This is a genomic window from Paenibacillus sp. 1_12 (genome assembly GCF_900114475.1).
Classification (GTDB): domain Bacteria; phylum Bacillota; class Bacilli; order Paenibacillales; family NBRC-103111; genus Paenibacillus_S.
The window spans coordinates 1-24,375 of the sequence record NZ_FOTE01000030.1; the positions used below are offsets into that span (position 1 = coordinate 1).

The window sequence follows — 24,375 nt, forward strand, 5'->3', positions numbered from 1 at the left end:
ACCGCATCTTTCAGCTTGGTCAGCGCTTGATCGTTGGTATCGTTATCGGAGATAACAGCCGATACCTTCGTAGTCTTGCCGCCTATCGTAATATTGAACTGATTGATGCCTTTGCTTACAACGGACGTGTCTACTTTAGAAAAAAATGTTCCACTGTTCGTTTGAGAAGTCGCGATCGCATTCACTTTAACTTCATAAGTTTTGCTCGTAGCTCCGGCCGATGCAGTTGCAGTAACCTTCTTACTGTCCGATGATTCCGCCGTCCTTGCTTGGAAAGATGAATTATCCTTCTGCATTAATTTTTGCGCCGTTGCTTGCATATTTCATCAAGTTATACGAGTTAATCGATAACGTCATCCGTCTATCCCTCCATACTGTCGCACAATATATAATGTTAATTTCTGCTTCAACATAAATTTGCTATGGCTTCATCATCGTAATTTACGGGGTGCGTATCCATCTGACCTCAGTGAGGCATACTTGCTCGATCGCACGAACTCGCGATGGGCTTCCTGAATCGCGTTCGTACGCATCAGCAGTTCCTCGGAACCACCATGCTTCAGTTGCCCGGCAATCTGAATCAGCTTGAACGTGTTGTAATCGTTCGCATCCGCTTTGCTACGGCTATACTGCAATACGTCCTCATACGCTTGGCGTTCCATCGAGAGGTTCATTGCTTGATCATGTAGATTGAGATCATGTCGCTGTAAGTAGTCCATTTCGTCGGTGCGTAGCTGCTTGCCCAGCATGAGTATATTTCGTATAGATGCCAAACGCGACTGATCCTTCGTCGCACGTGCGTCCTTGCATTGCTGCATCGCTTTGAAATAATCACTGATCGGCTGCACGGATTTTACATTCACGCCATTCCCCCCTAATTACAAATATCGTCACATGCAACGATGCCTTGGTCCAAGTATCTGGTTGCAACTACCATCTCCCATGACAGCTAAAAATATTACTACTAATTTATCATGGTAGATTGCTCTATATATGAAACTTAAAGAAAACTTTAAGTTCGTGCCTGCAACGCACTTCTGGCAACCAGCATATATCCGGCCCCCCGAATCGTAATGATTCTCTCAGGATTGGCAGGGTCAACCTCGATTTTTTTGCGTAAATTACTGATGTGTACAGCGACCGTTCTCGTATCCTCCAGACTCTCCATTCCCCAGACGAGCTGAAACAACGCATCGACACTGACGACACGATTAACGTTTTGTGCCATATAGGACAGTAGACTGAACTCTTACTTCGATAAAAAGATGGGTTCACTACCCATGTTGACGGACTGTGCGTAGAAATCCAGCGTCAAACCCGGTAACTCCAGCAGTTGTTCCCTTCTGCCCGTCGACACTCTGCGAAGATGTGCCTTGTTCTTAGCCATGAGTACTCCTGGACTAAACGGCTTGGTCACATAATCGTCACCGCCATAGGATAACGCGCTGATTTTCACCTCGTCCTCCTCACGGCTGCTCAGAAACACGATCGGTGCACTCGTGTAGCTACGTGCGTTCTTGCACCAATCAATGCCGTTTTCATTAGCCAGCAATACATCCAGTACAATCAAATCCGGCTCAAAAAACGTAAGTAGCTTCATGGCTTCTGTCCCGCTATGACTGTAGGAGGATATGAAACTATACAGGTAAATGCGGCTTGAATACGCTACTTCCTTACGAGCGACACACAGCACTCCACATGTGTGGAGGCGGTGAGAGGGATATAAAATTTTCAATAATTGGGAGGTTACAATATCATTACTTCTTAAGTTTCAGAAATTCTTCGTATATTTTCCGTGAAATTATACATACAAAAAATATGCTCATCGACAGCTCGAATAAATTCAAGAGACCTAGTGGCTTAAGTGCGTTCAGTAATATGCTACAAAATGCGTCATTGTCTTGTTCGATTAACAATCAATATTCATTCTTTAATAGCATTTTCATATGTCAGCTTTATATAGTTGATAGTCTCATCAATTGTTTTTACACTCCAACGTGCAAATGATATATTAAGCAGTTTTAATGGCCAAGAATTTGAGCTATCCCTTGCTACGATTAAAAAATAATGCCCCTGTTAAATAGGATCCAGCAGGGAAATATACAGTACCTCCTGGCGGGCTTGCATTTAACGCCGCTTGAATGGACATATGTTTCCCGTCACCGACTGCCCCAAAGTCTTTTACATTAACTCTAATCCCTAACGGTTTTGTAGTGATTTGTACTGAGTTGCTGTCAAGTGATACCATACCGGAAGCGTCTTGTGCCCGAACTATACAATTGTACGTTGTGTTAGGGGTTAAGCCGAGAATCTTATAGTATGTTCTAGAAGTCTTGCCGATTAACAAGCCTTCACTGTTGTAAATGTTGTAGTTGGATACGTTAGAATAGATCAGCTGTCAGGAAGTCGTCTCCATGTCCAATGGCAAGAAAACGAGAATAAATCCAAGGAAAGTATCCTTGGATTTATTCTCGTTTTCTTGCAAATCGATCTCTTACAAAACGGCAGTCATTTCAATCTGCACTCGAAGCCCATCTCTAAGGTTTGTCACCGTACTATGTCTTGCTGGACGGTTATTCTCATCTGGGAACATTTTTAGCCACTCAACATTCACCGTTTTTTTGTATTCGCGGTCGGTTAGCGAAATACTTAAATGGGCGATATCGTCTGTAGTTCCACCAGCAAGCTCCATAATTTCTCTAATGTAATGAAATAGATTAGCCACCTCATCATTAGCGCTTTCCGGCATTTCACCCGTTTCGGGATCTGATCCAATAATGGCGGAAGTGTATACCATATTGCCTATCTTTATTGCAGTAGGTATTGGATTTTGATGATGAGATCCTTTTACATGTAAAACTTCCCGCTTGGACATATAACCATCCACCCCTTTAGTGATATAAATTAAACATTATTGTTGAACAATTATGAACTACAATAAAGTTTACTTCACTAATTACGTTGTGTCAAACATCCTTTTACAAAATGTTAGGCATCATTCAGTATTTTGCTAGTGGGACTCAATAAATTCGTTTGCTTAATCTCCCTCAATTATTACTGAACCAGAAGCTATTTCGCAGTATGGGGTAAATGAGACCCATATCTTGGCAGTATCGTTTCCTTCGTATAAATATCTGCCTGTCGAAGGGATTCAACGATAGCGGGCATATCCAATGCTCGAACAAGCTCATGTATCGCTTGAACACCCGAATCTGCATATGCTTTCCTTTCTTCAGGCGTTTGCAGCAGCGGTGTAGCCATATGATTAGAGGGTTCGTAAAAATATGAGCCTACCGCACCAGATTGATACGCATACTTCCCTAATCTATTACCAGGATTTTGGTTCATCCCTGATAGCATATGCTGAACATCATAAGTGACAGATGATGATTCCGGCACATTTAATGGAACATCTTCTAGTCTACCCAAAACCTGATATGCCCCAATTGTCACATCGTGGAATAGATCAATCAGATTCAAATTTACTGACTCCGCAGCTTTTAATATATCCATATATAAAATCGGTACCTTAGTTTCATCAAAGAAATCTCGAACCATACCGCTGACAGTCAAATATGCTGGACCATGAGTTGTAATATATATTTGTCGTCTAAATCCTTGATTTAATAACGACTTTGCGATCTTATCCAAATAAGCCATTCCGTCTCGTACACTCATTTGAATCGTACCTCTGCCAACAATTGTCCCACCAGCGAAGAAATAAGGCAGGTTGTGCAAAACAAGTCCATCGGATGCTTTCGCCATTTTTAAAGCAATCGCCTCTGCCAAAACCGTTTCAGAGTCCAATGGTAAAGCCCCATGAGTTTCGGTGACGCCAACGGGAATATAAATGATATCATTACGGTTTAAATATTGTTCAACCTCTTCATTGGTCATTTTAGAAAGAAATCTAGTTCGCATCTCATACCCACCTGTCATTTTGTTTAATAAGAGCTATCTTGAATCACACAGCTGCTTTTTTGGCTCTCGCTTCCTTTAAGGCCGCATACATTTCGTTTGTTTTCTTAGCATTTAGGTTATAGACTAAGCCCATACCGATTATTATCAATAAGAATGCAATCACAGGAATACCTGTATACATCTTCAACACGCTGTTCGCTACTTCAGGTGTTTGTGATGGTGCACCTGAAACAAAGCCGATCCAGCCTAAAGAATAGCTTCCCATTGCAGCGCCTAATCCCATACCCACCTTACGTGCGAATGAATAAAGTGCATACAGTGTCCCTTCATAATGTTTACCTGTTTGCAATTCAGCATAGTCGATACAATCCGTTACAAGAGCCCAAACAACCATTACAAATACAGCCAATCCCACTGTCGCCACATTATATAACGTCATAAACACATATACGTTCTCAATGGTAACCAGCGTAATCATTAACGTTGCTGCTATACTAAAGAATGAGGTTGCAATAACTAAATTTCTTTTATTAAACCTTGCAACCAATTTGGGAATAATTATGAATAATACAAGAGTAATGCTAATGTTTATAAAAGAGTTAATGGTAAAGGCCCCTGGCATATGGTAGCGCTCAGCAAAAACGATGGGAGCCAATTGGTTTACGCCATTGATGATCAGAAGGGAGCCGATGGATGCAATCATCATTCCAATTAATGGCCTGTTTTTTATCGCAACTTTAAATGCATCCTTAAAGCTATAATCCGAGTTTTTTCCTGCTGATTTATCGTCCCGTATACGCTCTGTTGTTAATCGTACAAGTCCTGTGTAAGCTACAACAGATAAAATACTAAACACAATTGCAATCTGAAAGAATGCTTTAGAAATGACAGCACCAGAGCTATCATAGATAAACATTGGAACAAAGGATAAAAACCCTAATCCGACAACCATTCCGCCTACTGCACGGGCACGAGATAATTTTGTGCGTTCAATAGGATCATTTGTAATTACAGAAGCTAATGAACCATAAGGTATTGAATCCGCTGTGTAAGCTACACAGAAGAACAAATAAACGAACACTACCCAAGTATGGGTTGCTGCAGATCCCCAGTTAGATACATCAGCAAATGATAATAAGCAGGAAGCTGCCAATATCCATTTTGAAATACTAATGTATGGAAGAAATTTATTACCAGACTTTCCAAGCTTCCAACGGTCTGGAATAGTTCCCATAATCGCATTGCAGATCGCATCAAAAAATTTGCCTAATAAAAATAATGTTCCCATAAAGTAAGGGCTTACACCTAAAACATACGTACAAAAAATCAAGAAAAATCCACCAATATATAAATTTACAAAACTTCCACCGATATCTCCTAGTGCATATCCAACCTGGTCTCTTACTCCAAACTTTCTCATGTGTGGACCCTCCCCTGTATTTCTTGCGAAGATAGTGATAATGAATATCCTTACTCTAGAGTGAAAATGTAAAAAATCCCTTAGTGGTAAGCGCTTCAATTACGGCTTGATATCAAGTATACAACTAAAATAAAAAAAACTTTTTCACTAGAGTTGCTCTTTTTTATATTATAATTGCATCTATTTTTTAAAAAATAAGCCCAAACAAAAAAAGCGCATGAGGTTCATACGCCAAAAAACTTTTATTCATTTTGTTTTTTTCCAGCTTTTTTTATACTCTACGGGGGTAACTCCTTCAACCTCTTTAAAAAATGTTGAAAAGTATTGAGGGGTGTTAAAGCCAACTATAATGGATATTTCTGTAATTGATAGATTAGAGTAAAGAATCAATTGCTTGGCTTCCTTTAATCTTCGCTGATTTCGATAAAAGCTAATGGTAATCCCTTTTTCCTTTTTAAAAGCTCGCATTAGATGTGAGGGATGCACATGTAGCTTTGCAGCCATTCCATCCATGGAAATCTCCTCAGCAAAATTCATTTCAATATATTTTTCTACTTTCTCAGCAATGGTCATTTTATCGCTGTTAGACCTTCGTATCGTTGGATCCGAGTACTCTTTGACCATATTTGAATGAATCTGATCCAGCTCTGCAATCATTGCTGAGTGCTCGATCATAATCGCATATTTCTCTGAAATAAAATGAGTCTGCCATGCACTCAACCCACCCTTTTCAGCTGAATAGCTATAGAGCGTATTATGGGACAACAGTATATTCTTATAAGATCGAATTTTATCATTCGGGACCCTATTCAAAATGTTTAGATGCTTATCTCTAAATTTCTGAAATAATTCGTTTTCAAATTCTTTAACTACATCCCGATCACACACTTGTATCGCATGCAGAAATTTTTCTCTTTGTATATGTGCAGCCTCAATATATTCAGCTGTGGGCCTATTAGGATCAATAACTATCTCTTCTTCATTTACTCTAGAATGTTTCTTCATCTAAGTTCCCTGCCTTATGTATAACCTAATAATCATTATATGTTATTCTTCAGAGACTACCTACATAAAAATGGCGATTCTTTGCACCACAGCCGCATGTTCTGCATCTCGTTATTGCTTAATACGGATAAGGCACTATTCTCTGCCTTAAGAGACACAAAAAAGCTACAGCAATAAGGTGCTGTAGCAAAATATTACAACTATAGAAAACTCAGATCTATAAGCTTGTAACTCGATACCTTTGATAGTGGGTATGGCTGCCACCGTAGTTTGATAAACCAACCTGACCGGATATATAGGGATTATCGTTGTCTTCAACCTGCAGTACCCGCTGACCGTCAACACTAACCGTGAATCGATTCCCCACTGCTTCAACCGAAATCCTGTAGTTACGATCATGTTCCCATTTCAATTCAGAAGCTGCCAACTCCTTGTAGCCATTCTCATTTTTGTAGAAACTTACCTTGTTGTCAGGAGCAAGCCCTACCGCATATGCTCGGATACCTCCTTGTACCCTTAGCATGATCCGGTGGTGGTCGCCTGCTATAGGACGAACATCCGCCTCAAAGATATAATCCCCCCAATTCAAATCGCCTGTGTAGCATTCCGCCGATTCTCCACTATAGCTCCCAGATAATTCTCCATCCTCCAATGTCCACAAGCCACGCAGATAGGTAAATTGGCTAATCTCCTTATGCAGCTTTGTCCAACTCTCTATCCGCTCATTACGGAAGTCGATCTCATACTGCGGCGTGCCGGAGAATTTAAAATCGTCTATATATGCAACAAAATTTTGATGGGCATTTAGAAATCCATTATATGGAACAAATTCAATACCAGCTTCCCCGATACATACATTGTTCATGAAAGGCAGCTTATAGCTGAGAGTCACCCATTCGCCTATCTGAGCATCGACATCATCTCCATAATGTCGGGTATCTGAATTAATATCCTTTACATACATTCGTACCTTCAAGCCGGAGACATTAAAATCAGGAACCATCACTTTGGATTCAATCATATTACCAGGATACAGTAACGGCGAGAAGCTCGGGTCATAACGACTGTCGTTAAAATCCCCAGGTCGATAATAGGTCTGATGATAGACGCGGTATCCGTCTCCTCCCTTTGCCCGATCAAAAAGCACTTTCAGAGATCGTTCACCACTTGCCGACGCTTCGGTTGTGTTGGAAAGGACGCACGTGACATGCGACTCCAGTGTGTCCGTATCCGTGCGAAACGCATGCGTCGAGCCCGGATATTCAAAATGAAAGTGCCTCTCCCTACATTCCAGAATCGGCCTCCATCTCTCTGGTATTTCCACGTTTGCGATTGTATAGCCAAGACTTGCAATGTATGAAGCACACCACGGAATATCTAAAATATTCAATGTCCCAATGACACTTGAACAGCACAGGAAATCGTTGATCGGTTTACGCCAAGAATCATCGATTCCATCAAGGCCGTTGCGAACTCCCATAATAGTACCAACGTTCGCAACATTGCAATCCGTATCCCAACCGCACATGTTGCATATATTGATAGCTCGAGAAAAATCTCCCTGCCCATAAAGCAGAGACAATATGATTACCGCCGAGTTCGGGATGATATGGCATACGCCCGGGTAGAGATGGTAGCCAAAGGTCTCTTTTACAAACAAGAATGCTTTTCGCCAATCATCCGGATGGTCAGCGTGATACTGGATCACCTCATGGGTCATCCGCGCGTATTCGCAGTCATTTGGAATAACTGACAACCCTGCATGAATAATCTCAAGAATATCCTGCCGATCGAAAGCTGCTGCGATGCATGCTGCGATAAACATACCCCCGTATTTGCCATTGCCGTCGTGCGATACACTTGCGGCCTTCTCTGCATATTCTGCTGCGAGTTTTGGATTACCTGGAGCAACCAAGCCCCATACGTCGATAAAAATCTGCCCCCCGATTTGCTCAGCAACCGTGAGCCCATTTTGCTCGATAGAGCCTGAGCGGGGTGCTTTCATTCCATTCTTCAAATTTTGATAGGCCGTATGTTCAGTGGACTTTCCATAGCCTCCCCACCAATAAAAGCCGTGTCCATCCGCTGCATAATTCAGCCACGTTAACCCCATTTGCTCAGGCGTAATATCGCTCGTATAGGTATAATCTTCTAGCGCCCGAAGAAAAAACATGGGTCCGTTCGTATCATCGTCAGCCGCAAAATTCTTGAATGTATGCGGATAGCCCGTTATCTCGCCGAATGTTCGGGCGATCTGCTCATAGGTCCAATTCTCGATATTGGCGCCGTGTCGAACACCGATCACTTTCCCGAGCCATCCTGCATAAACGCGTTCTGGATAGTCTACTGGAAATACACTTTTGTTCTGTGTCATATTAACCTCCACACATTTATATTTTTACTTAAATTGGTAAATCAACATCTTCCTCGGGAGACACTTTTCCATTCAGGAATAAACAGGTACGGGAAAAAACTGCTCATGCAACTTTTCCGCCCACGCTTGGTTGGCCTGCATCGTTCGGCCGGCATTATGCGGAGTATGAACGACATTATGCCGTCCCAACAGCGGGTCGTCCAACGGCAGCGGCTCGACATCAAATACGTCCGCTGCAAGACTCAGTTCATCGTTCAATACCCGTTCGCGCAAAGCTTCCATATCGCAAATTCCGGCCCGTGTTACGAGTACGACAAGACAGCCAGCAGGAAGCGATCGGATCAGCTTCGAATGGATAAGCCCTGTGGTAGTCTCGGTCAATGGCACCATCGGGACGAAAATTTCCGCATCCTCAACAAGCCGCCCCAAGTGCAGCTCCCGTCGCGAGCCTGCGCGATGAAAGCTCGGCTCGCTTGCGAACGGGTCCCAAGCCGCAACATCGGCACCGAGCATCCGGACAAAGCTTGCATACCTGCTGGCAATATTGCCTGCTCCGACAATGCGGATCCGCTTGCCTTGGACTGTGCCATTCGTAAAATTTGGGTTGTCTCCAAATTGTTGGCCCCGCAATCCCGGTTGCCCGATGCCACCAGGCGGTTCATAATCCCACACCTTTGGGCTCGTCATCATTTCGTGATGGGTCTGCGGTATTCGCCTCAAGCCGTTCAGCGTTAGCGCAAGACCGAACTCCGATACGGATTGTCCCCAGTAGCCTTCCGTCGTGTGGCTGTAGACATTCACCTGAGTATGCTCCAGGTAATTCCTCAGCTCTGCCGGGCAAACTACGCTGTACGGATTCATTCCTATTACCGCCTCCTTCAGTCCGGTAAATGCGCGCAGCTCATCCTCGCTCACCGGAACGGCTAAGGTAACGAGTCGCGTGACACTTTCAGGTTGAGTAGCAAGCTCGGCGATGCTGCGGGTGTCCCCCGGCTGAAGCCGAACAAATTGTACCATACCCTGGCCCTTCCATAACGAATGTAAATGATCCGCCGCCCAAGGCCATACGCGATCAAATTTAGGATGCACAACGATTAGACTGCTCATTTTGTTTTCCTCCTTTGAAATTTAGGTTGATTAAGCATGAATGTATAATTTCCAATTCCCTTCCACCTGCTCCATATCCACTGCGCCGACAAAAACAAATACTCTATGTTTGAACAGCTGAGATTGTCCCTGACCCAGTTTCCATTCCCCTGCGATACAACGGCTCGGCGATATGCCGAGCTGTCCGTCGACCCGCCAGGGCACCGGATGCTCGGGGTTGTCCGGATGATCCATGAAGGCTACGCCCGCCATTCCGTTCCTCCCTTCGATCGGCATGCTTACCGCGACCCAGCGGGCCCGCTTTCCTTCTGCTTCCGCATTTTGCAGCCCCTCGCTGTTACATGCATTCCCGCCCGACTCTTTTCGGTACGGCATACGGATAAACAATCCGCCATATTCATGTCGGCCGAAGGTCAACTCCTTCTTGGCTTGCAGCGTCAATTTCAAGTCGAGGAGGTAGGCTGTTCCAAGATCATGCAGCGTCCATGCCTGTGTCTCCACAAGCATAACTTCCCCCGATGGGTGCTTCCAGTCGGTTTCCACAGTCCACCGTGCTTGATTGTCCTTCAGGACGGCAGGCTGCAACGGCTTCGGATGAAAGGTGCCGTCGTTCGGATTGCCGCGTACTCCTTCTTCCCAGAACCCAATTCCATTAACATCGTTTAACCCGACATAGAGTCCATGCTGCCATGAATGATGCGGTGGTGCATCCTCAGTCAATACACCCGCTCCATCGGGAGCAACGATAGGATGAATAAACGGGCGTTTCGCTGGTTCTGCGTTTTGTACGAGCATCGGTTCCTCCCAGCCTGATCTATAAAAACAAAGTTTATGCTCCGAAAATGTTGCCCGCAGTCCGTCCTTGGATATATCGTTCATGGAATGAACCTCCCGTTTTTAAATTAGGCCTTCGTACTCAACGAAATACCGGAATCTCAACCTGCCGTCCGTTCTGCATAGCGGACTGATGCGCGCAAATGCCTGCACAGGTCCAATTCGCGGCGGTATATGCATCTGGAAAGGCGGGACGCCGCTCCATGATACTCATCACGAACTCATGCACTAAATGAGGATGCGCTCCCCCGTGACCGTTCCCCTGCAAAAACGACAAATGCTGGTTCTGGTCCGTATCGTACACTCCATGCATCGTATACTTTTGTATACTTTCCGGTAGCAGATGCGCATAATCCGGAATGTCGACCCGTTTGCCTTCTTCTCCCGTAAAAATAATTGGCGCTTCCGCCTCCAGCTGCTGCCATTCGAAGCTCATCTGGTCCGCGTAAATATCGAAGCTTTCGATATATTCTCGGGACGTTTCGAACAATGATCGGGTGACTTCCATCGCCAGATTCGACTCTCGCAAACGGAACAAGGCGGATTCTACGGCAAATGGCGATCCGTACTTGGCTACTAGCGAGTCCGCTATGGCGCCTGAACCAAAGCACGAGACGAACTCAGCCTCTTTGTCGGCTAGGGCGAGCAGTGGGCTAACCGCGTGTGTGGCGTAATGCATCGGCGGCAGTCCTTCCCAATAGCCCGGCCAGCCACCCATTTCCTGCTGATGCGAGCCGCGAAGAAATTGAATCCGGCCGAGACGCTGACAGTCCCGTAGCTCCTTCACAAATAGAAATTCACGCGTATATACGGCGGTTTCCATCATCATGTAATTTTTCCCCGATGCCTGCTGAGCCTGAACAATCAGTCTGCAGTCTTCTAAAGTCGTCGCCATCGGGACCGTGCATGCGACATGCTTCCCGGCCATCAACGCCTTAATGGTCTGATCGGCGTGATTAGGGATCGGCGTATTAATATGCACCGCATCAATGTTCCCATCCTTGAGCATCGCCTCGAAATCGGTGTAGCGAACCTCTACGCCGAAGTGATCCCCGATCTGTCGAAGTTTGTCCTCCGAGCGCTGGCAGATGGCATACATCTCCGTATGCGGATGCTGCTGATAAATGGGAATAAATTCGGCGCCGAACCCAAGTCCGACAAGGGCAATCCGTATTGGTTTACTGTTCATGCTCACATCCTCCTATCATTATTTATTCCTTTAATCCAGTCATCGTAATGCCTTCAACAAAATACCGCTGGGCGCAAGCGTACATGATAAGCACAGGCATCGTAACGATGACGGCTCCCGCCATCAGATAGCTCCACTGATTCGTATACGTTCCCTGAAAAGTTGCAAGCCCAAGCGACAACGTCTTCAACTGGTCGCTGTTAATGTAAATTAACGGGGCCAGGAAATCGTTCCACGTCCCCATAAAGGCGAAAATGGCCAATGTTGTTAGCGCCGGCTTCGTATTTGGCAAAATCACGTGCCAAAAAATTCGCGGGTAGCCGCATCCGTCGATCATCGCCGATTGCTCCAGTTCCTTAGGGATCGTCAGCATAAATTGCCTCAGCAAAAACGTTCCGAACGCGCTGAACAACCCCGGGATAATAAGCGCATAGTGGGTATCCAGCCAACCTAGCAGTTTAATAATTTTGAAAATCGGAATCATCGTCACCTGATAAGGAATCATCATCGTGCCGAGAAACATCAAAAACATCGCATCCCGTCCGGGAAATCGCAGCCGTGCAAAGGCGTAGGCTCCCATCGAAGAGGTTACGAGCTGACCTATGATGACGAACAGCGTTATTTTGACCGTATTAAAGAAATACAGACCCCAGGGCGCATTTTGAAACATGTAGCTGTAATTGGCCCACAAAATTTGCTTCGGGATCCATATCGGCGGAAACATATACATCTCATTCGAGCTTTTCAATGAGGTGGAAATCATCCACAGAAAAGGGACGATCATCGCCACCGAGCCTGCCATCAAAATGAGGTACAGCACAGCCCGTAGCGAATGCTTCCCCCATGAGACTCTGCGCGCGCGGACAGCTCCCTCCGTCACCCTGATTGCTTTGTATCCGGTCATGTTCATTCAGCTCACCTCCTTCTTTTCCTCTATCATCGCGCAGCGGTTATGCTCAATTAACATCTTTGCGCTGGGCGAATTTCATTTGTATCATGGTGGCGATAAATATAATGGCGAACAAGACGTAAGCCATCGCCGAAGCGTACCCTTGCTTGAAAAATTGAAACGCATTTTGATAAATCCAGTAGACGACCGTCGTTGTAGACGAAGCAGGCCCACCTGCGGTCATAATGTACACCTGATCGAATACTTGTATCGCGCGGATAGTCGACAAAACCAGAACGAACAGTGTCGTATGTCTGAGCAATGGCACCGTAATATAGATAAACCGTTTGAATGCACCGGCCCCATCTATTTTGGCCGCTTCGTACAGCGAAACGGAAATTCCTTGAAGTCCAGCAAGAAAGATGATCATGTTGAACCCGATATGCTTCCAAATACTCATCAGCATGACAGACGGCATCGCCCAGGTATCACTGGTAAGCCATGGAGGCTGATACAAACCCCATTCGGACAATATTCCGTTGATCAAGCCATAATCCGTGCTGTACAGCCATTTCCATACTTCCGCTACGGCAACCGTCGAGGTCACGACCGGGATGAAGAAGGCTGTCCGGTACAACACCTTCAAGCGAAGATTCAAGTTGAGCACGATGGCGATAATCAAGGCGATCCCGGCATCCAAAGGAACGGTGCCCAGCGTAAAATATAGTGTATGTCCGAGCGAAGCCAGAAATTTGGCATCCGTCGCCAACTGCACATAGTTATTGATCCCGTTGAAAGTTGGCTCTGTTAACCCGTCATATTTGGTTAAGCTGTAATAGAAGGATACTATTACTGGTATGCAAGTAAAGACGAGAAAACCTATAAAGATGGGCGCCACAAAGATGTACCCCCAGAGCGCTTCCTTTGTAGATAACGAATTGCGTGCCCGAACTGCTCCCGTATGCATGGTTATCCTCTCCTTTACTTACTCACCCATAATTTGATTCATATTGGTTACGATATTTTTCTGGATCGCTTCTGGAGCTTGTTTGCCAAGCATGAGAAGATCCATTTGCTCTTTAACGGCCTGGTGAATTTCCGCCCACTTGGGATGACGGAATTCGTCCATATTGATCAGCGGAGCGCTGTCCACGAATGCCTTCACATTTTCCGGAAACTTGGAATCGATAATCAGTTGGTTCGCTTCCTTATCCGTCGTAGCCGGCAGCGCCATGTTATATTTCGCTACGATCATCATTCCTTCGTGGCCTTCAAAAAACTTCAATACCTCCCACGCTTCCTTCGGATGCTTCGTCTTAGCTGACATGCCCCAATTGAGCACACCTGCCTTTACGTTCTGATTCACGCCCTTCGGCTGCATGACAACATCCCATTTAAATGGCAGCAGTTCTGACTTGAAGGGAGGCAAATACCATAAGCCGGCCTCGATCATGGCTACCTGCTGATTGCGGAACAGCGCATCAGTACCTTGACCCATCGCGGTTACTTCGGCTGTATTCGGCGTCAAATGATCATCGACAACCATCTTTTTGATCGTCTGCAGCGATTTAAGCGTTTCTGGAGTGCCGAAGCCGCTTTTTTTGAAATCCGGAGTGAAAACATTGTTGCCGTTTCGCAACATCCAGCCTCCCCAATAGGTCAGACCGTTTGAAAGGACGAAGCCGTACTGCTTTTTTTCAGGAATGCTGAGCTTCTTGGCTACATTCAGAAAATCGTCCTGTGTCCAGCTGCTCGTCGGATAGGGAACCCCGGCTTTGTCGAACAGATCTTTGTTATAATATATAACGATCGGCGATATTTCCTGAGGTAGCGCATACAGCTTACCCTCCAGCTTTAATGCGTCGATGACGGAAGGATAAAATTGGTCGACTTTGAAGTCCGGATCAGACTTGATAAATTCATCTAGCGGCTTTAATACCCCTTTTTGTGCCAGTGGCGCCACCCAGTCGTTAATGTACAGAATGTCGGGCGCATCGCCGCCGGCGATCAAAGTCAACGTTTTTTGATAACGGTCTTTCCCGATATCCACCCAATCGATTTTGATATTCGGATGCTGTTTCATGAACAGCTCTGCCGTTTCTTTTCTCAGCTTCATTTCTTGATCGCTGCCACTGATCGTCATTTTGATCGTAACCTGACCGCCACTTGATTTCTCATTGTCATTGACACCTGCGTTCGTTCTTCCATCGCTACAGCCCGCCAATAAGCCGATCGGGAGTACTATGCTGAGAGGCAACGCCAGCCATTTCTTCATCGTTTATTTCCTCCTACATCTCAAGGGATTTAGTATAAAATCAATAATTGTGAAAGCGCTTCACATTTTTAATTATAGGGGGACGCTCATATTACGTAAATTTGAAATAAATGATTATTTGGTTTGATTTTTTAACTCCCGATATTGTTTCGGCGTCATTCCGACCATTTTTCTGAAAATTTGACTGAAATATTGCTGATCCAAATAGCCGACCAGTTCTCCTATTTCATAAATTTTAATATCACGACTTTGCTCAAGCAGCCTGCATGCGTGATTAATTCGCAGCTGGGTCACATACCGTATAAACAGCTCACCTGTCTTCTCTTTGAAAAAACGGCTGAAATATTGGGAGGATAACCGCGCATGGTCGGCGACCTCGTTCAACGATAAGGAGGGCGAAGTATAATGGGATTCGATGTAACGAATTGAAGACTGGATGGCACTTTCGTATATTGAAGTCTCATTGTCCGGCTCAAGCCTCTCGCACATTTCAATCAACTGCTCATATTCAACCGGTTTCAGCAGCAGATCATGGACTCCGGAGCGAAGGGCGGTTCGCGCATATTCGAATTCGGCATAGCCGGTCAAAATAATGACTTTGAGCGGAGGCTGTACGGCAATCGCTCTTTTGGTGAGCTCCAACCCGTCCATAAGCGGCATCCGGATATCCGTAATCAAGATATCGACGTGATGCTTCCAAAGCAAATCCAGCGCATCCTCCCCATTGGCAGCTTGTCCCACAATATGCCAGCCCGGCTTGTGCTTATGAAACTGCATCGATAATCCTCTCGTTACCAGTACCTCATCATCAGCCAGCAATATATTCATTTCGTCTCCTCCTCTTTAATTGGCTTCGATCTATCCATATGATCGTGCAACGGAATTCGGATTGTAATCTCAGTGCCCTCACCGGGCTCACTGCTAATATCCATACCATAGGCCTCACCGTAAAACAGCTTGATGCGACGATATACATTTTCGATTCCCATCCCCAGGCGACCTTCCAATATTTGTAGATGATCAGCCGTCCGCATCATCGATAGAATGAGCGCAAGCTGCTCCGGTCGAATGCCCGCCCCGTTATCACGGATCGTAATGAGAACCAATCCTTCCTCAACGACTTTCGTCGCAATCGTCAGCTTGCGGTTCCCCGACTTTTTCTCCAATCCGTGAAAAATAGCATTTTCAACCAACGGTTGCAGCAATAGCTTTAATATAGTCACATTCCCGATCGTTTCATCCCAAATGCATTCAACCTCCAAATCCTCGAAACGAATTTTTTGAATCTTCAAGTAATTACAGATATGCTCCAGCTCGGAACGGAGAGGCACCGCCTGATCTTTCCCGCCAATCGAATACCGGAACAGGTGAGATAAGGAAACGACCACCTTCGCCACTTCCTCCTGTTCTCGAATAATGAGCATCCAATATAAAGAATCCAGCGTATTGTACAGAAAGTGAGGGTGAATGTTGGCCTGCAATGCTTTAAGCTCGGCTTCCCGCTGGCGCAGCTCTCCTTCGTACACCTGATTGATGAGAATGTTCAGCTTGCCTACCATGTGATTGAACGATTGGCTTAAATCGTTGATTTCCAACGTGTGCGTCACCGGCAAATTCACTTGCAAATTCCCCCACTCCACCCGCTTCATATTTCGTTGAATGTTGCTGATTGGCTTCGTTATGCGGGAGGATAATAATCTGGACGTTATAAATACAAGCAGTATAGTAACGCAACCCGTCAAAATTAATAAGTAGTTTACATAATCCATCCCTTTCGTTAATGAAGACACGGGCAAAATAACGACGGATGTCCAGTTCGTTCGGGTCAGCTTATTGTAGGTAACAAGGGAATGTACGCCGTTTACAAAATGAATAAAATGACCGGACATTTCATCCCGATCCATGAAATTATCGGTCAAATAACGCTTCGTCTCCTTCTCCATGGCGGCGTTACTGCTCATAATGGCAAGTCCGTACTCGTCGACGATGGAAATGCTGCCCCCTTGTCCAATATCGATATGAATGAGATCGTTTTCAATTTGCTTTTTATCCAATACAACCATGAAATAACCTAACGGGCTGTCGGAAATAAAATTTGGAATGGTTCGGACGCCGAAAATAAATGGATACACATTGTCGTCAGTGCCTGTTTTAACCTCAATCCATATCATGTGATCGTCGATATTAGCTAGTTTCTCTAGGTGCTGCAGCGTGAGCTGCCGGATATCGGATTGCTGCAAATAGCTGTTGTTAAATCCGTAATAGCCGAATTGCGGTGAGTATACCTGAGCGGCAATTACGTAGGGCTCCTGATTTACCGTATTGTAAATCAGATGGTTTATTAAATCACGGTCACTCAACTTCAAAACTTGACCCAAATTGACTTGATTGAGCATGTTCTGCATCTCATTATTGCTTAATACGGTGGAAGCGCTGTTCTCTGCCTTGGCGATGATCTTATCGACCTTCTCGTTTTCCTGTTTGATCGTAACTAAAATGTAGTCGGTCGCTATGTCCTGAATGACTTTAACTACACTTTGATAGACGAGCAGACCGACAATCAAAAAACAGCCGATAAATAAACATGAAAATTGGACGGTCATACTTGTCTTTATGCTTGGTTTGCCTTTGCTCCAAGGAGGGCGGAGTCTAAATGACATTGGTATCACCTCTCGAGTTAGTAGATTCATATGTAATTATCTCAACTTTTGCTGCTACCAACCACCTCCAAACCATTGATACAACAAGGTTTATTACTGTTTTATACAGAGCTTGAACAGCAAAAAAACACCTTCTGTTTGGTAACACATTAGTTGATTAGCCAAAAAAAGATGTTGGAAAATTTAGCATGCTTACTTTTCACTATAACACACGAATTCAATTCACTATTCTGGAACTATTGATAAGCTATTAGCTGGTTAGCTTAAAGACGTAATGGGTTATTTAATAACTTGGTGCCATGTATCTTCGATATCTTTAAAATTATTAAATCCGATTTTTTCATAAAAACCTTTAGATTCAGGGGCGGATATAAGGAACATCAATGTATCCTTTTCTAATTGTGGTTTTAAAATAGTGCTATGACTTCCTTCAATGATGGTGTTTCATCGCATTTATAAATTATCATTAGTTCAGACCCCTTTCATAAATTTATTAAGGATGACATAATTATACATGTATTTCCATGTTGAGCATATCTGCTCGTTACTGGAATGAACAAAAAAAGAACTGCCGAGGCAAGCACCTTCACTATCGTTCTCCGATTTGTCTATCAATTTTTTACCAAAATTAACTATATATAGATATTAATTGAAATCAAATAACTTATCACAAACTATGTGAGCAAATCCACCTTCATATGTCAGTTTCTATGAAGCCACTGAATAATTATCCACAGCAAACAAAACGTCGATAGGACGATACGTTTGCCGATAAAGTAAAAATATTACTACGAAAAATCAAAATAAAGATAAGGAAAGTAATGCATTACAACTATAATTATAGAGAAGATAGGTATATTGTTCTTTTATGGAAGGTTCATATTGCCTATGAACGATAGGGGGATACGAAATGGATTTGGGATTAGCAGGAAAAGTAGCTCTCATTACCGGCGGAAGCAAGGGGATTGGATTGGTGACAGCGATTACGCTGGCCTCCGAGGGCGCCCATATTGCCATTTGCGCTCGCAATGAGGATGATCTGCGCAGCGCAGCAGCGAAGATTGTTGAGATAACAGGCGCAAACGTTCACTATATTCAAGCGAACGTTTCATCTGAGGAAGATTGTCAGAGAGCTGTTGCGGAAGCCGTTGGGCACTTTGGGCGATTAGATATATTAATCAATAATGCCGGCACCTTCGCCGCCAGCCCTTTCGAGCAAGCTACGCATGAGGTTTGGACGCAGGATCTCGACTTGAAATTATTTGGTGCTATTCATTGTTCCAAAGCAGCGCTGCCTTACTTAAAAGAATCAGGTAAAGGCGCCATTGTGAACATGTCTACCTCCTCCGCCAAAACCCCTGGCGCGTCAACGCTGCCCACTTCGGTCAGCCGTGCAGCAGGCTTGGCGTTAACCAAGGCCATGAGTAAAGATTTGGCCTCCAGCCATATTCGCGTGAATGCCGTTTGCGTAGGATTAATTCAAAGCGATCAGATCGAAAAGGGCTGGAAAAACCAGCATCCTGAGCTTACCTGGGAGCAATTTTCGCAGCTGCCCGACCATCAAATTCCGTTGGGACGCATAGGCTATACGCAGGAGGCAGCAAATGTAATTACGTTTCTCGTATCCGATGCGGCCTCTTATGTTACTGGCACAGCGGTGAATGTCGACGGTGGAAAAGGAGCAACACTATAGCTCGTTTAAATTGGAAGACCCTCCACCCCTGATACAACAGGATGGAGGGTCTTCTTCTCACCATATTGGCCTTCCCTGACGCTTAAAGCTGCTTTCTTAAGGCCCATTGACCGGCCTGAAGGATCAGCTTCCGGTACGTCGGATGCTTAAATGATTCAACGTGATGCCCAGGCATAAGATAGACAACTCTGCCCAGACCATACTCATGCGCCCAGGCTGCAGGCCACCTCTCGCCTTCATGCGTGTATTCGAGCAATACCGTCTTCTCTGACAATGGATCCATGTCATAACGGTAAGGCTCCTCATCCATGGTAAAGGGTTCAATCCCTTCTGTAATTTCGTGTTCTGCAGAAGTAAGATGAAAATCCAACGATGTATAAGGAGGGTGTCCGGTAAACTTGGCTCCTATCAATTGGCTCAGCTCATATCTGGCTTGCAGCGACACCCCATTATGAATAACTAGCAGCCCGCCGCCACCGCTTACATAAGTTAATAGTCCCGCTACTTGCTCTGGCGTTACCTGAACGCGCCAGCTATCGGTATACGAAATGAATAAGTCGAATTCTTTGAGCTGTTCAACCGTTAGCTTCTCCCGGTCTTCCGAAACTTCTACGCGAATATGATCCTCGAACACGCCGATGATGTCAGCTGCAACTGCTTGAAGCGGATGATATTTGGCGTTAATGATGTCGCCCAGCAATAAAGCTTTTTTGTTAGTTTCCATTTGTATACAAGCCCCTTTCGATCTGCTTACCAACTCATTTCCTCAGCCTTGTAATTAAGGAAAGCCGGGTGCGTTAATACTTCTTTGTTTTCTTGATACTGCAGCAGGGTTTCTATGATCTGTGAAGCCGCTTCCTCTGCTGCGACATCTGCGGAGTCGTTTAATTTCCCACTCATATACGTCTTCATCCACCCTGGGTGGATGACAAGAACACGTCCGCCTTTGTTCTTCAATTGATTATGGACAAGGTTGGACTGAATGTTTAATGCCGCCTTGGACATGCAGTAGCCATACCAGCCCTCCCGCCACGTTTGATTAATTTGTCCGGCTTCGGAAGAAATATTGACAAGCAGTTTATCTTCACCGTTCATAAGAAGAGGTAGGATAGCCTGCGTCACCCTAAGTGGACCCAATGCATTGACATTGAATAACTGTATGATGTTGTTAAAATCGATCTCTCCAAAAATCTCATCGTCCTTGCGGCCGCCGATGCCCGCATTATTAATAACGACATCCAGCTTGCTCGTATGGCCCTTGATCACACTTGCAGCTTGCTGAACACTTGCTTCGTCAGATACGTCCAAATCCATCACGATTAACCTACCGTCATACTCAGGAACCGCCTTGTGCAACTGATCCCAATCACGCAAATATCTTCCAGCGAATACGGTATATTGCCTGTTCAGCAGCTGCAGAACCAACTCGTACCCCAACCCCCGGTCCGCTCCGGTTACAAATGCAAACTTTGTCATGGATAACCCACCCCGCAATCATTCTCTACATGCTTATTCGAATTCGTTAACTGTAGATCATACTTTGACACTAGTAAATGATTTTTGCTTTCTGTATTCAACAGGCGTGAGCCCATTATAAGCCTTGAATATTTTGATAAAATAACTCTGGCTGTCATAACCAAGCAGCTCGCAAATTTTACACATCGGCTCATTGGTCATATCCAGCAGTTCTTTCGCTCTTTCCATCTTCATTCGGGTCACGTACTCAATAAACGTCTCTCCCGTTTCCTTCTTAAACAAACGGCTGAAGTAACTCGAATTCAAAAAGAGATGTTCGGCCACTTCCTCCAGAGAGATGCGTTTATCCAAATTCATGGACACATATTGCAAGGCATTCAGTACAGACAGACGTTTGCTTTGGTCCATAATTTCTCCCGTCACCGATATGGCAGAATGGAAGTAATCGATGAGCCAGCTTTCCAGCTCCGTCAAGGTATCGATCTCTAAGATATCCTTGTGCATCACATCGACGGAATACGTGGACCGGAAATGCTGCAAGGATTGCAGCTTTAGCTTCAAATCGAGCAGCAGCTTCAATACCCAATCCTTAACCATCTCCGGCGGGCAAGCCTGCTCCTTGAATACGTTCATCCAACGTTGGATCGTTGGCAGCAAGGCCGCTTCTCGTTTATCGATCAGAATGTCTCTAAACTCTTCATTGGCCTTATCGTAAAACGAGAATACGTGTGCTTTGACAAGCCCCCGATCCTGTTGTCTAGCGATATCTCCCTCACCTAAATAAAAGCGTTGTGCTGAGCTTCCTAGCAGCCCTTTGAGACCCAGCTTCAGTTCCTCATGGTTGGTGCTTATCGTTCCGATCAAATAGTTCATGGTTATTTTCAAGGAACGGTGCAGTGCTCCTTGTATCAACTCAATCGTTCGTTTCGTTTGCTCATAAGGATTCACCTTAAGACCTGGCGGGTACAAATACAGCATAAACGATTCTTTGGCATCATAGCTGACATGAATCGTCCGCGAGCTCTCCTTGTCCAATACCTCCTGAATCACATTGTTGACAGCAAAACGCAAAATATCGTGGGATACAAATCGCTGGGTAACACTTCGGTAGTTGCTGATAAAGCCCATGACCGGGAGGCATACTTGCCCTTGAAAGCTTAAGCCGAAGGCGTTCGCCTCCAACTGCCACTTGGCTGCATCCAAAATAGGTTCCTGGATGGTGCGGCGAATAAACTTTTCCTTCATCAGCTCTTTGCTGCGATCAACCAAATCCAGCAGATGGGTATGGAGTTGATCCTGCCGCTGATCTTGGTCCAGCTTATCCTTAAACTGCAGCAGCAGCTTCTCCAGATCTGCAGGATCCAGAGTATCCTTCAGCAGGTAATCCTGAACATTCAGCTTCATCGCTTGCTGCGCCAAACGAAATTCATTATGGCAGGACAAAATAGCGACCCGAATATCCGGTTTGCGCTGCTGCAGCTCACGAATGAGCTCCAAACCGTTCATCTTGGGCATGCCAATATCGGTAATGACAATATCCGGCATATCTTCAGCGCACGCTTCCAGAGCGCTTATCCCATTCTCATGAACACTGGTTAATTGCAAGCCGAGGCGTACCCAGTCTATGGCTTCCGATAATAACTCAAGAACGGGATAGTCATCATCCACCAGCATCACTTTATACATCGCGGCGACCCTCCAATTCCCTTGGAAACAGCATCGTTACCCAGCTCCCTTTTCCACGTTCACTGTCGATCTTCATTTCGAAGGCATCCCCGAAGGTCAGCTTCATCCGTTCCCATACATTAGGCAAACCCACGCTCGAAAAGCGGTATTCGTCATCTCCCTCCGATGTGTCCAAGCCTTTGCCTGTAAGCACATTATGACGAAGTGATGCTAATACATGGGGTTCCATCCCTTGCCCATTATCCTCAACCACCACTACGAATTGGCGTTCATTTACAGTTGCCCTTAGCGTAATGGTTCCAGCACATTGGTTCAACCCGTGAATAAGCGCATTTTCAATAATTGGCTGTAAAAAGAATCTCGGTACCTTTTCAAAAAGCACATCCGGTGAAACTTCAATTTCAAGATTCACCTTTTCCTTTTGCCTCATATCCATTAATTGAACATACTCCTTGACGGTCCCCACCTCTTCGTGAAGGTAGATTAAATCTTGATCCTGAGAGATCGTCATTCTGAGAAGCTTTGAGAGTGAGCTCATCATTTGCGCGCTTTCCACATCGCCTTTCCTCAGCACCTTCATTCGAATCGAATTCAGTACATTAAACAAGAAATGCGGATTGATCTGCACCTGCAGCATAGCCAGCTCTGCCTTGCGTTTGCGCGTCTGGGTTTCGGTAATTTCAGCAATCATATATTTGATGTGATCCAGCATTTGATCTATGGACATGCCGAGATTTCCGATTTCATCCTGGCCCCGGATGTAGGAACGAACCTCCAAATTGCCTCGCCGTACCGTTGCCGCCACCCTTCCCAGATGCACGAGCGGCTTTGTAAAAGCTTGCAGAAGATATAGCAGCAGCAATAAAAATACAAGGAATGAGATGACTTGATAAATAAGTACCCGCTTAAAGATCGAATCGATTTTGAAAATCGCTTTTTTATACGGAATTAATGACACCAGCTTCCAATCGGTAACGCTTAGCGGGAGCGTAGTCAGCAAATAATCTTCATTCTCAATACGAATGATATCCGAGGCACGCTCTGCTGCTTGCTTCACATACGGGAATTGGGTGCCGACATGTTCGCTGTTCCTTTGTGAAAGGATGGTATCCGACTCATCCAGCAGTAAGGTTTCCTGACCCGATGCTATTCGGTTAAATATTTGGTTCACTTGGTTTTCCATGACCGTTACAATGACATAGCCATAAATATCGAGGCCATCACCACGAAGCGTACGGGCAACAGAGATTTGATGCGTGTTTTTTAATGATTTTTCTATCGCAAACACCGTTGGCGCCGTGCCTACCCAGTAGGATTGAAGCCCGTTCAATTCTTTTAATTTACCGAACCAAGGCTCTTGAAAGATTTGCGCCGGATCATACTCATACAGCGGATAGTTCGTATAATACGTTCCATTTTTCAATAAAATCGTCACATAGCTCTTCTCGCCGGTGAAAGTAATATTCGTTATTTTGCTAGTTATCTTGTATCTGTCCGCAAATCTCCGATATTCAATATCGGCTCCCTGGTACCCTGCCTTTGAAACCTCATTCAAAATCGTATTAATTTCGGAATCAATTTGAATATAATTCGCAATATTAAGCATGTATTTCAGAAGATTCGTGACGTAGCCGTCTACCAGCTTTAGAGATTCCGCAGCATTGGATACCGCCTGTTCCTTAACCGCGTCTCGCGTTAAATAATTGTAGACCGAAATGGTTATACAAGCCGGAATCAAAATGCAGACAACGGAGGCAATCATCAGTTTAAATCGAAGCGTTCGGGGTGGCACCATTCTAGCAAGCATTTTCCACATCTGCTATCCTCCCTTATGGACCCAGGAAGG

23 protein-coding genes are annotated in these 24,375 nt (G+C 44.9%); 1 reads left to right on the forward strand and 22 read right to left on the reverse strand.

Annotated elements, in window-relative coordinates; all coding sequences use genetic code 11:
• From BM210_RS31385 to BM210_RS31465, 18 genes are all read right to left on the reverse strand, one after another.
• On the reverse strand, positions 1-296 hold a 296-nt coding region (locus BM210_RS31385), incomplete at its 3' end, for a flagellar cap protein FliD N-terminal domain-containing protein (protein WP_218184996.1).
• A 135-nt stretch (positions 297-431) separates the two neighbouring features.
• On the reverse strand, positions 432-863 hold the full coding sequence (locus BM210_RS31390) for a hypothetical protein (RefSeq protein ID WP_091176639.1): 432 nt from the start codon (positions 861-863) through the stop codon (positions 432-434).
• Positions 864-1,012: 149 nt separating this feature from the next.
• Complete coding sequence (locus BM210_RS35945; RefSeq protein ID WP_256224177.1) at positions 1,013-1,237, reverse strand: winged helix-turn-helix domain-containing protein; 225 nt, start codon at positions 1,235-1,237, stop codon at positions 1,013-1,015.
• A gap of 12 nt (positions 1,238-1,249) precedes the next feature.
• Positions 1,250-1,693 (reverse strand): response regulator transcription factor, encoded by a 444-nt coding sequence (locus tag BM210_RS35950; RefSeq protein ID WP_256224175.1) that lies wholly within the window; start codon positions 1,691-1,693, stop codon positions 1,250-1,252.
• Between the two features lie 348 nt (positions 1,694-2,041).
• Positions 2,042-2,248 carry a glycosyl hydrolase family 28-related protein gene (locus BM210_RS31400; protein ID WP_091176640.1) on the reverse strand — a complete coding sequence of 69 codons (207 nt, stop codon included), beginning with the start codon at positions 2,246-2,248 and terminating at the stop codon, positions 2,042-2,044.
• 246 nt (positions 2,249-2,494) lie between these two features.
• Complete coding sequence (locus tag BM210_RS31405; protein WP_091176641.1) at positions 2,495-2,875, reverse strand: RidA family protein; 381 nt, start codon at positions 2,873-2,875, stop codon at positions 2,495-2,497.
• Between the two features lie 194 nt (positions 2,876-3,069).
• Positions 3,070-3,921, reverse strand: a complete 852-nt coding sequence (locus tag BM210_RS31410) for a creatininase family protein (protein WP_091176642.1) — start codon at positions 3,919-3,921, stop codon at positions 3,070-3,072.
• A 43-nt stretch (positions 3,922-3,964) separates the two neighbouring features.
• A complete protein-coding gene (locus BM210_RS31415) occupies positions 3,965-5,341 on the reverse strand; it encodes an MFS transporter (protein WP_091176643.1) in 1,377 nt (458 codons plus the stop codon).
• A gap of 246 nt (positions 5,342-5,587) precedes the next feature.
• Positions 5,588-6,346, reverse strand: a complete 759-nt coding sequence (locus BM210_RS31420) for a helix-turn-helix transcriptional regulator (RefSeq protein WP_091176644.1) — start codon at positions 6,344-6,346, stop codon at positions 5,588-5,590.
• A gap of 217 nt (positions 6,347-6,563) precedes the next feature.
• On the reverse strand, positions 6,564-8,720 hold the full coding sequence (locus BM210_RS31425; protein WP_091176645.1) for an ADP-ribosylglycohydrolase family protein: 2,157 nt from the start codon (positions 8,718-8,720) through the stop codon (positions 6,564-6,566).
• A gap of 72 nt (positions 8,721-8,792) precedes the next feature.
• Positions 8,793-9,827: an NAD(P)-dependent oxidoreductase gene (locus BM210_RS31430; RefSeq protein ID WP_091176646.1), complete on the reverse strand. Its 1,035-nt coding sequence runs from the start codon at positions 9,825-9,827 to the stop codon at positions 8,793-8,795.
• 30 nt (positions 9,828-9,857) lie between these two features.
• On the reverse strand, positions 9,858-10,706 hold the full coding sequence (locus BM210_RS31435) for a DUF6807 domain-containing protein (RefSeq protein ID WP_091176647.1): 849 nt from the start codon (positions 10,704-10,706) through the stop codon (positions 9,858-9,860).
• A 37-nt stretch (positions 10,707-10,743) separates the two neighbouring features.
• Positions 10,744-11,850 (reverse strand): Gfo/Idh/MocA family protein, encoded by a 1,107-nt coding sequence (locus BM210_RS31440; protein ID WP_091176648.1) that lies wholly within the window; start codon positions 11,848-11,850, stop codon positions 10,744-10,746.
• Between the two features lie 22 nt (positions 11,851-11,872).
• Positions 11,873-12,760 (reverse strand): carbohydrate ABC transporter permease, encoded by an 888-nt coding sequence (locus tag BM210_RS31445; RefSeq protein WP_256224176.1) that lies wholly within the window; start codon positions 12,758-12,760, stop codon positions 11,873-11,875.
• Between the two features lie 46 nt (positions 12,761-12,806).
• The gene (locus BM210_RS31450) at positions 12,807-13,706 is read right to left on the reverse strand and encodes a carbohydrate ABC transporter permease (RefSeq protein ID WP_091176649.1); all 900 of its coding nucleotides are present in this window, start codon (positions 13,704-13,706) and stop codon (positions 12,807-12,809) included.
• An 18-nt stretch (positions 13,707-13,724) separates the two neighbouring features.
• Positions 13,725-15,014, reverse strand: coding sequence for an ABC transporter substrate-binding protein (locus BM210_RS31455; RefSeq protein WP_091176650.1), 1,290 nt, complete (start codon positions 15,012-15,014; stop codon positions 13,725-13,727).
• 114 nt (positions 15,015-15,128) lie between these two features.
• Positions 15,129-15,842 (reverse strand): response regulator transcription factor, encoded by a 714-nt coding sequence (locus BM210_RS31460; RefSeq protein WP_091176651.1) that lies wholly within the window; start codon positions 15,840-15,842, stop codon positions 15,129-15,131.
• Positions 15,839-17,674 carry a sensor histidine kinase gene (locus BM210_RS31465; protein ID WP_218184997.1) on the reverse strand — a complete coding sequence of 612 codons (1,836 nt, stop codon included), beginning with the start codon at positions 17,672-17,674 and terminating at the stop codon, positions 15,839-15,841. Before BM210_RS31465 ends, BM210_RS31460 begins: the two co-directional genes overlap by 4 nt.
• A 910-nt stretch (positions 17,675-18,584) precedes the next feature.
• Here BM210_RS31465 and BM210_RS31470 point away from each other — a divergent pair.
• Positions 18,585-19,367, forward strand: coding sequence for an SDR family NAD(P)-dependent oxidoreductase (locus tag BM210_RS31470; protein ID WP_091176653.1), 783 nt, complete (start codon positions 18,585-18,587; stop codon positions 19,365-19,367).
• An 82-nt stretch (positions 19,368-19,449) separates the two neighbouring features.
• Here BM210_RS31470 and BM210_RS31475 read toward each other — a convergent pair whose 3' ends face one another.
• The 4 genes from BM210_RS31475 to BM210_RS31490 are packed head-to-tail and all read right to left on the reverse strand — an operon-like array spanning position 19,450 to position 24,345.
• Complete coding sequence (locus tag BM210_RS31475; RefSeq protein ID WP_091176654.1) at positions 19,450-20,091, reverse strand: ThuA domain-containing protein; 642 nt, start codon at positions 20,089-20,091, stop codon at positions 19,450-19,452.
• A 26-nt stretch (positions 20,092-20,117) separates the two neighbouring features.
• The gene (locus BM210_RS31480; RefSeq protein ID WP_091176655.1) at positions 20,118-20,843 is read right to left on the reverse strand and encodes an SDR family oxidoreductase; all 726 of its coding nucleotides are present in this window, start codon (positions 20,841-20,843) and stop codon (positions 20,118-20,120) included.
• Positions 20,844-20,900: 57 nt separating this feature from the next.
• Positions 20,901-22,529, reverse strand: a complete 1,629-nt coding sequence (locus BM210_RS31485) for a response regulator transcription factor (protein ID WP_091176656.1) — start codon at positions 22,527-22,529, stop codon at positions 20,901-20,903.
• Positions 22,522-24,345 (reverse strand): cache domain-containing sensor histidine kinase, encoded by a 1,824-nt coding sequence (locus tag BM210_RS31490; RefSeq protein WP_091176657.1) that lies wholly within the window; start codon positions 24,343-24,345, stop codon positions 22,522-22,524. The genes BM210_RS31485 and BM210_RS31490 overlap by 8 nt, the downstream gene beginning before the upstream one ends.
• Positions 24,346-24,375: the final 30 nt, after the last annotated feature.

Excerpts from the sequence above, each read along its gene's own strand:
- BM210_RS31400 (WP_091176640.1), bottom strand. The coding sequence starts at position 2,248 with ATGGTATCACTTGACAGCAACTCAGTACAAATCACTACAAAACCGTTA.
- BM210_RS31405 (WP_091176641.1), bottom strand. The coding sequence starts at position 2,875 with ATGTCCAAGCGGGAAGTTTTACATGTAAAAGGATCTCATCATCAAAAT.
- BM210_RS31410 (WP_091176642.1), bottom strand. The coding sequence starts at position 3,921 with ATGCGAACTAGATTTCTTTCTAAAATGACCAATGAAGAGGTTGAACAA.
- BM210_RS31415 (WP_091176643.1), bottom strand. The coding sequence starts at position 5,341 with ATGAGAAAGTTTGGAGTAAGAGACCAGGTTGGATATGCACTAGGAGAT.
- BM210_RS31420 (WP_091176644.1), bottom strand. The coding sequence starts at position 6,346 with ATGAAGAAACATTCTAGAGTAAATGAAGAAGAGATAGTTATTGATCCT.
- BM210_RS31425 (WP_091176645.1), bottom strand. The coding sequence starts at position 8,720 with ATGACACAGAACAAAAGTGTATTTCCAGTAGACTATCCAGAACGCGTT.
- BM210_RS31430 (WP_091176646.1), bottom strand. The coding sequence starts at position 9,827 with ATGAGCAGTCTAATCGTTGTGCATCCTAAATTTGATCGCGTATGGCCT.
- BM210_RS31435 (WP_091176647.1), bottom strand. The coding sequence starts at position 10,706 with ATGAACGATATATCCAAGGACGGACTGCGGGCAACATTTTCGGAGCAT.
- BM210_RS31440 (WP_091176648.1), bottom strand. The coding sequence starts at position 11,850 with ATGAACAGTAAACCAATACGGATTGCCCTTGTCGGACTTGGGTTCGGC.
- BM210_RS31445 (WP_256224176.1), bottom strand. The coding sequence starts at position 12,760 with ATGAACATGACCGGATACAAAGCAATCAGGGTGACGGAGGGAGCTGTC.
- BM210_RS31450 (WP_091176649.1), bottom strand. The coding sequence starts at position 13,706 with ATGCATACGGGAGCAGTTCGGGCACGCAATTCGTTATCTACAAAGGAA.
- BM210_RS31455 (WP_091176650.1), bottom strand. The coding sequence starts at position 15,014 with ATGAAGAAATGGCTGGCGTTGCCTCTCAGCATAGTACTCCCGATCGGC.
- BM210_RS31460 (WP_091176651.1), bottom strand. The coding sequence starts at position 15,842 with ATGAATATATTGCTGGCTGATGATGAGGTACTGGTAACGAGAGGATTA.
- BM210_RS31465 (WP_218184997.1), bottom strand. The coding sequence starts at position 17,674 with ATGTCATTTAGACTCCGCCCTCCTTGGAGCAAAGGCAAACCAAGCATA.
- BM210_RS31470 (WP_091176653.1), top strand. The coding sequence starts at position 18,585 with ATGGATTTGGGATTAGCAGGAAAAGTAGCTCTCATTACCGGCGGAAGC.
- BM210_RS31475 (WP_091176654.1), bottom strand. The coding sequence starts at position 20,091 with ATGGAAACTAACAAAAAAGCTTTATTGCTGGGCGACATCATTAACGCC.
- BM210_RS31480 (WP_091176655.1), bottom strand. The coding sequence starts at position 20,843 with ATGACAAAGTTTGCATTTGTAACCGGAGCGGACCGGGGGTTGGGGTAC.
- BM210_RS31485 (WP_091176656.1), bottom strand. The coding sequence starts at position 22,529 with ATGTATAAAGTGATGCTGGTGGATGATGACTATCCCGTTCTTGAGTTA.
- BM210_RS31490 (WP_091176657.1), bottom strand. The coding sequence starts at position 24,345 with ATGTGGAAAATGCTTGCTAGAATGGTGCCACCCCGAACGCTTCGATTT.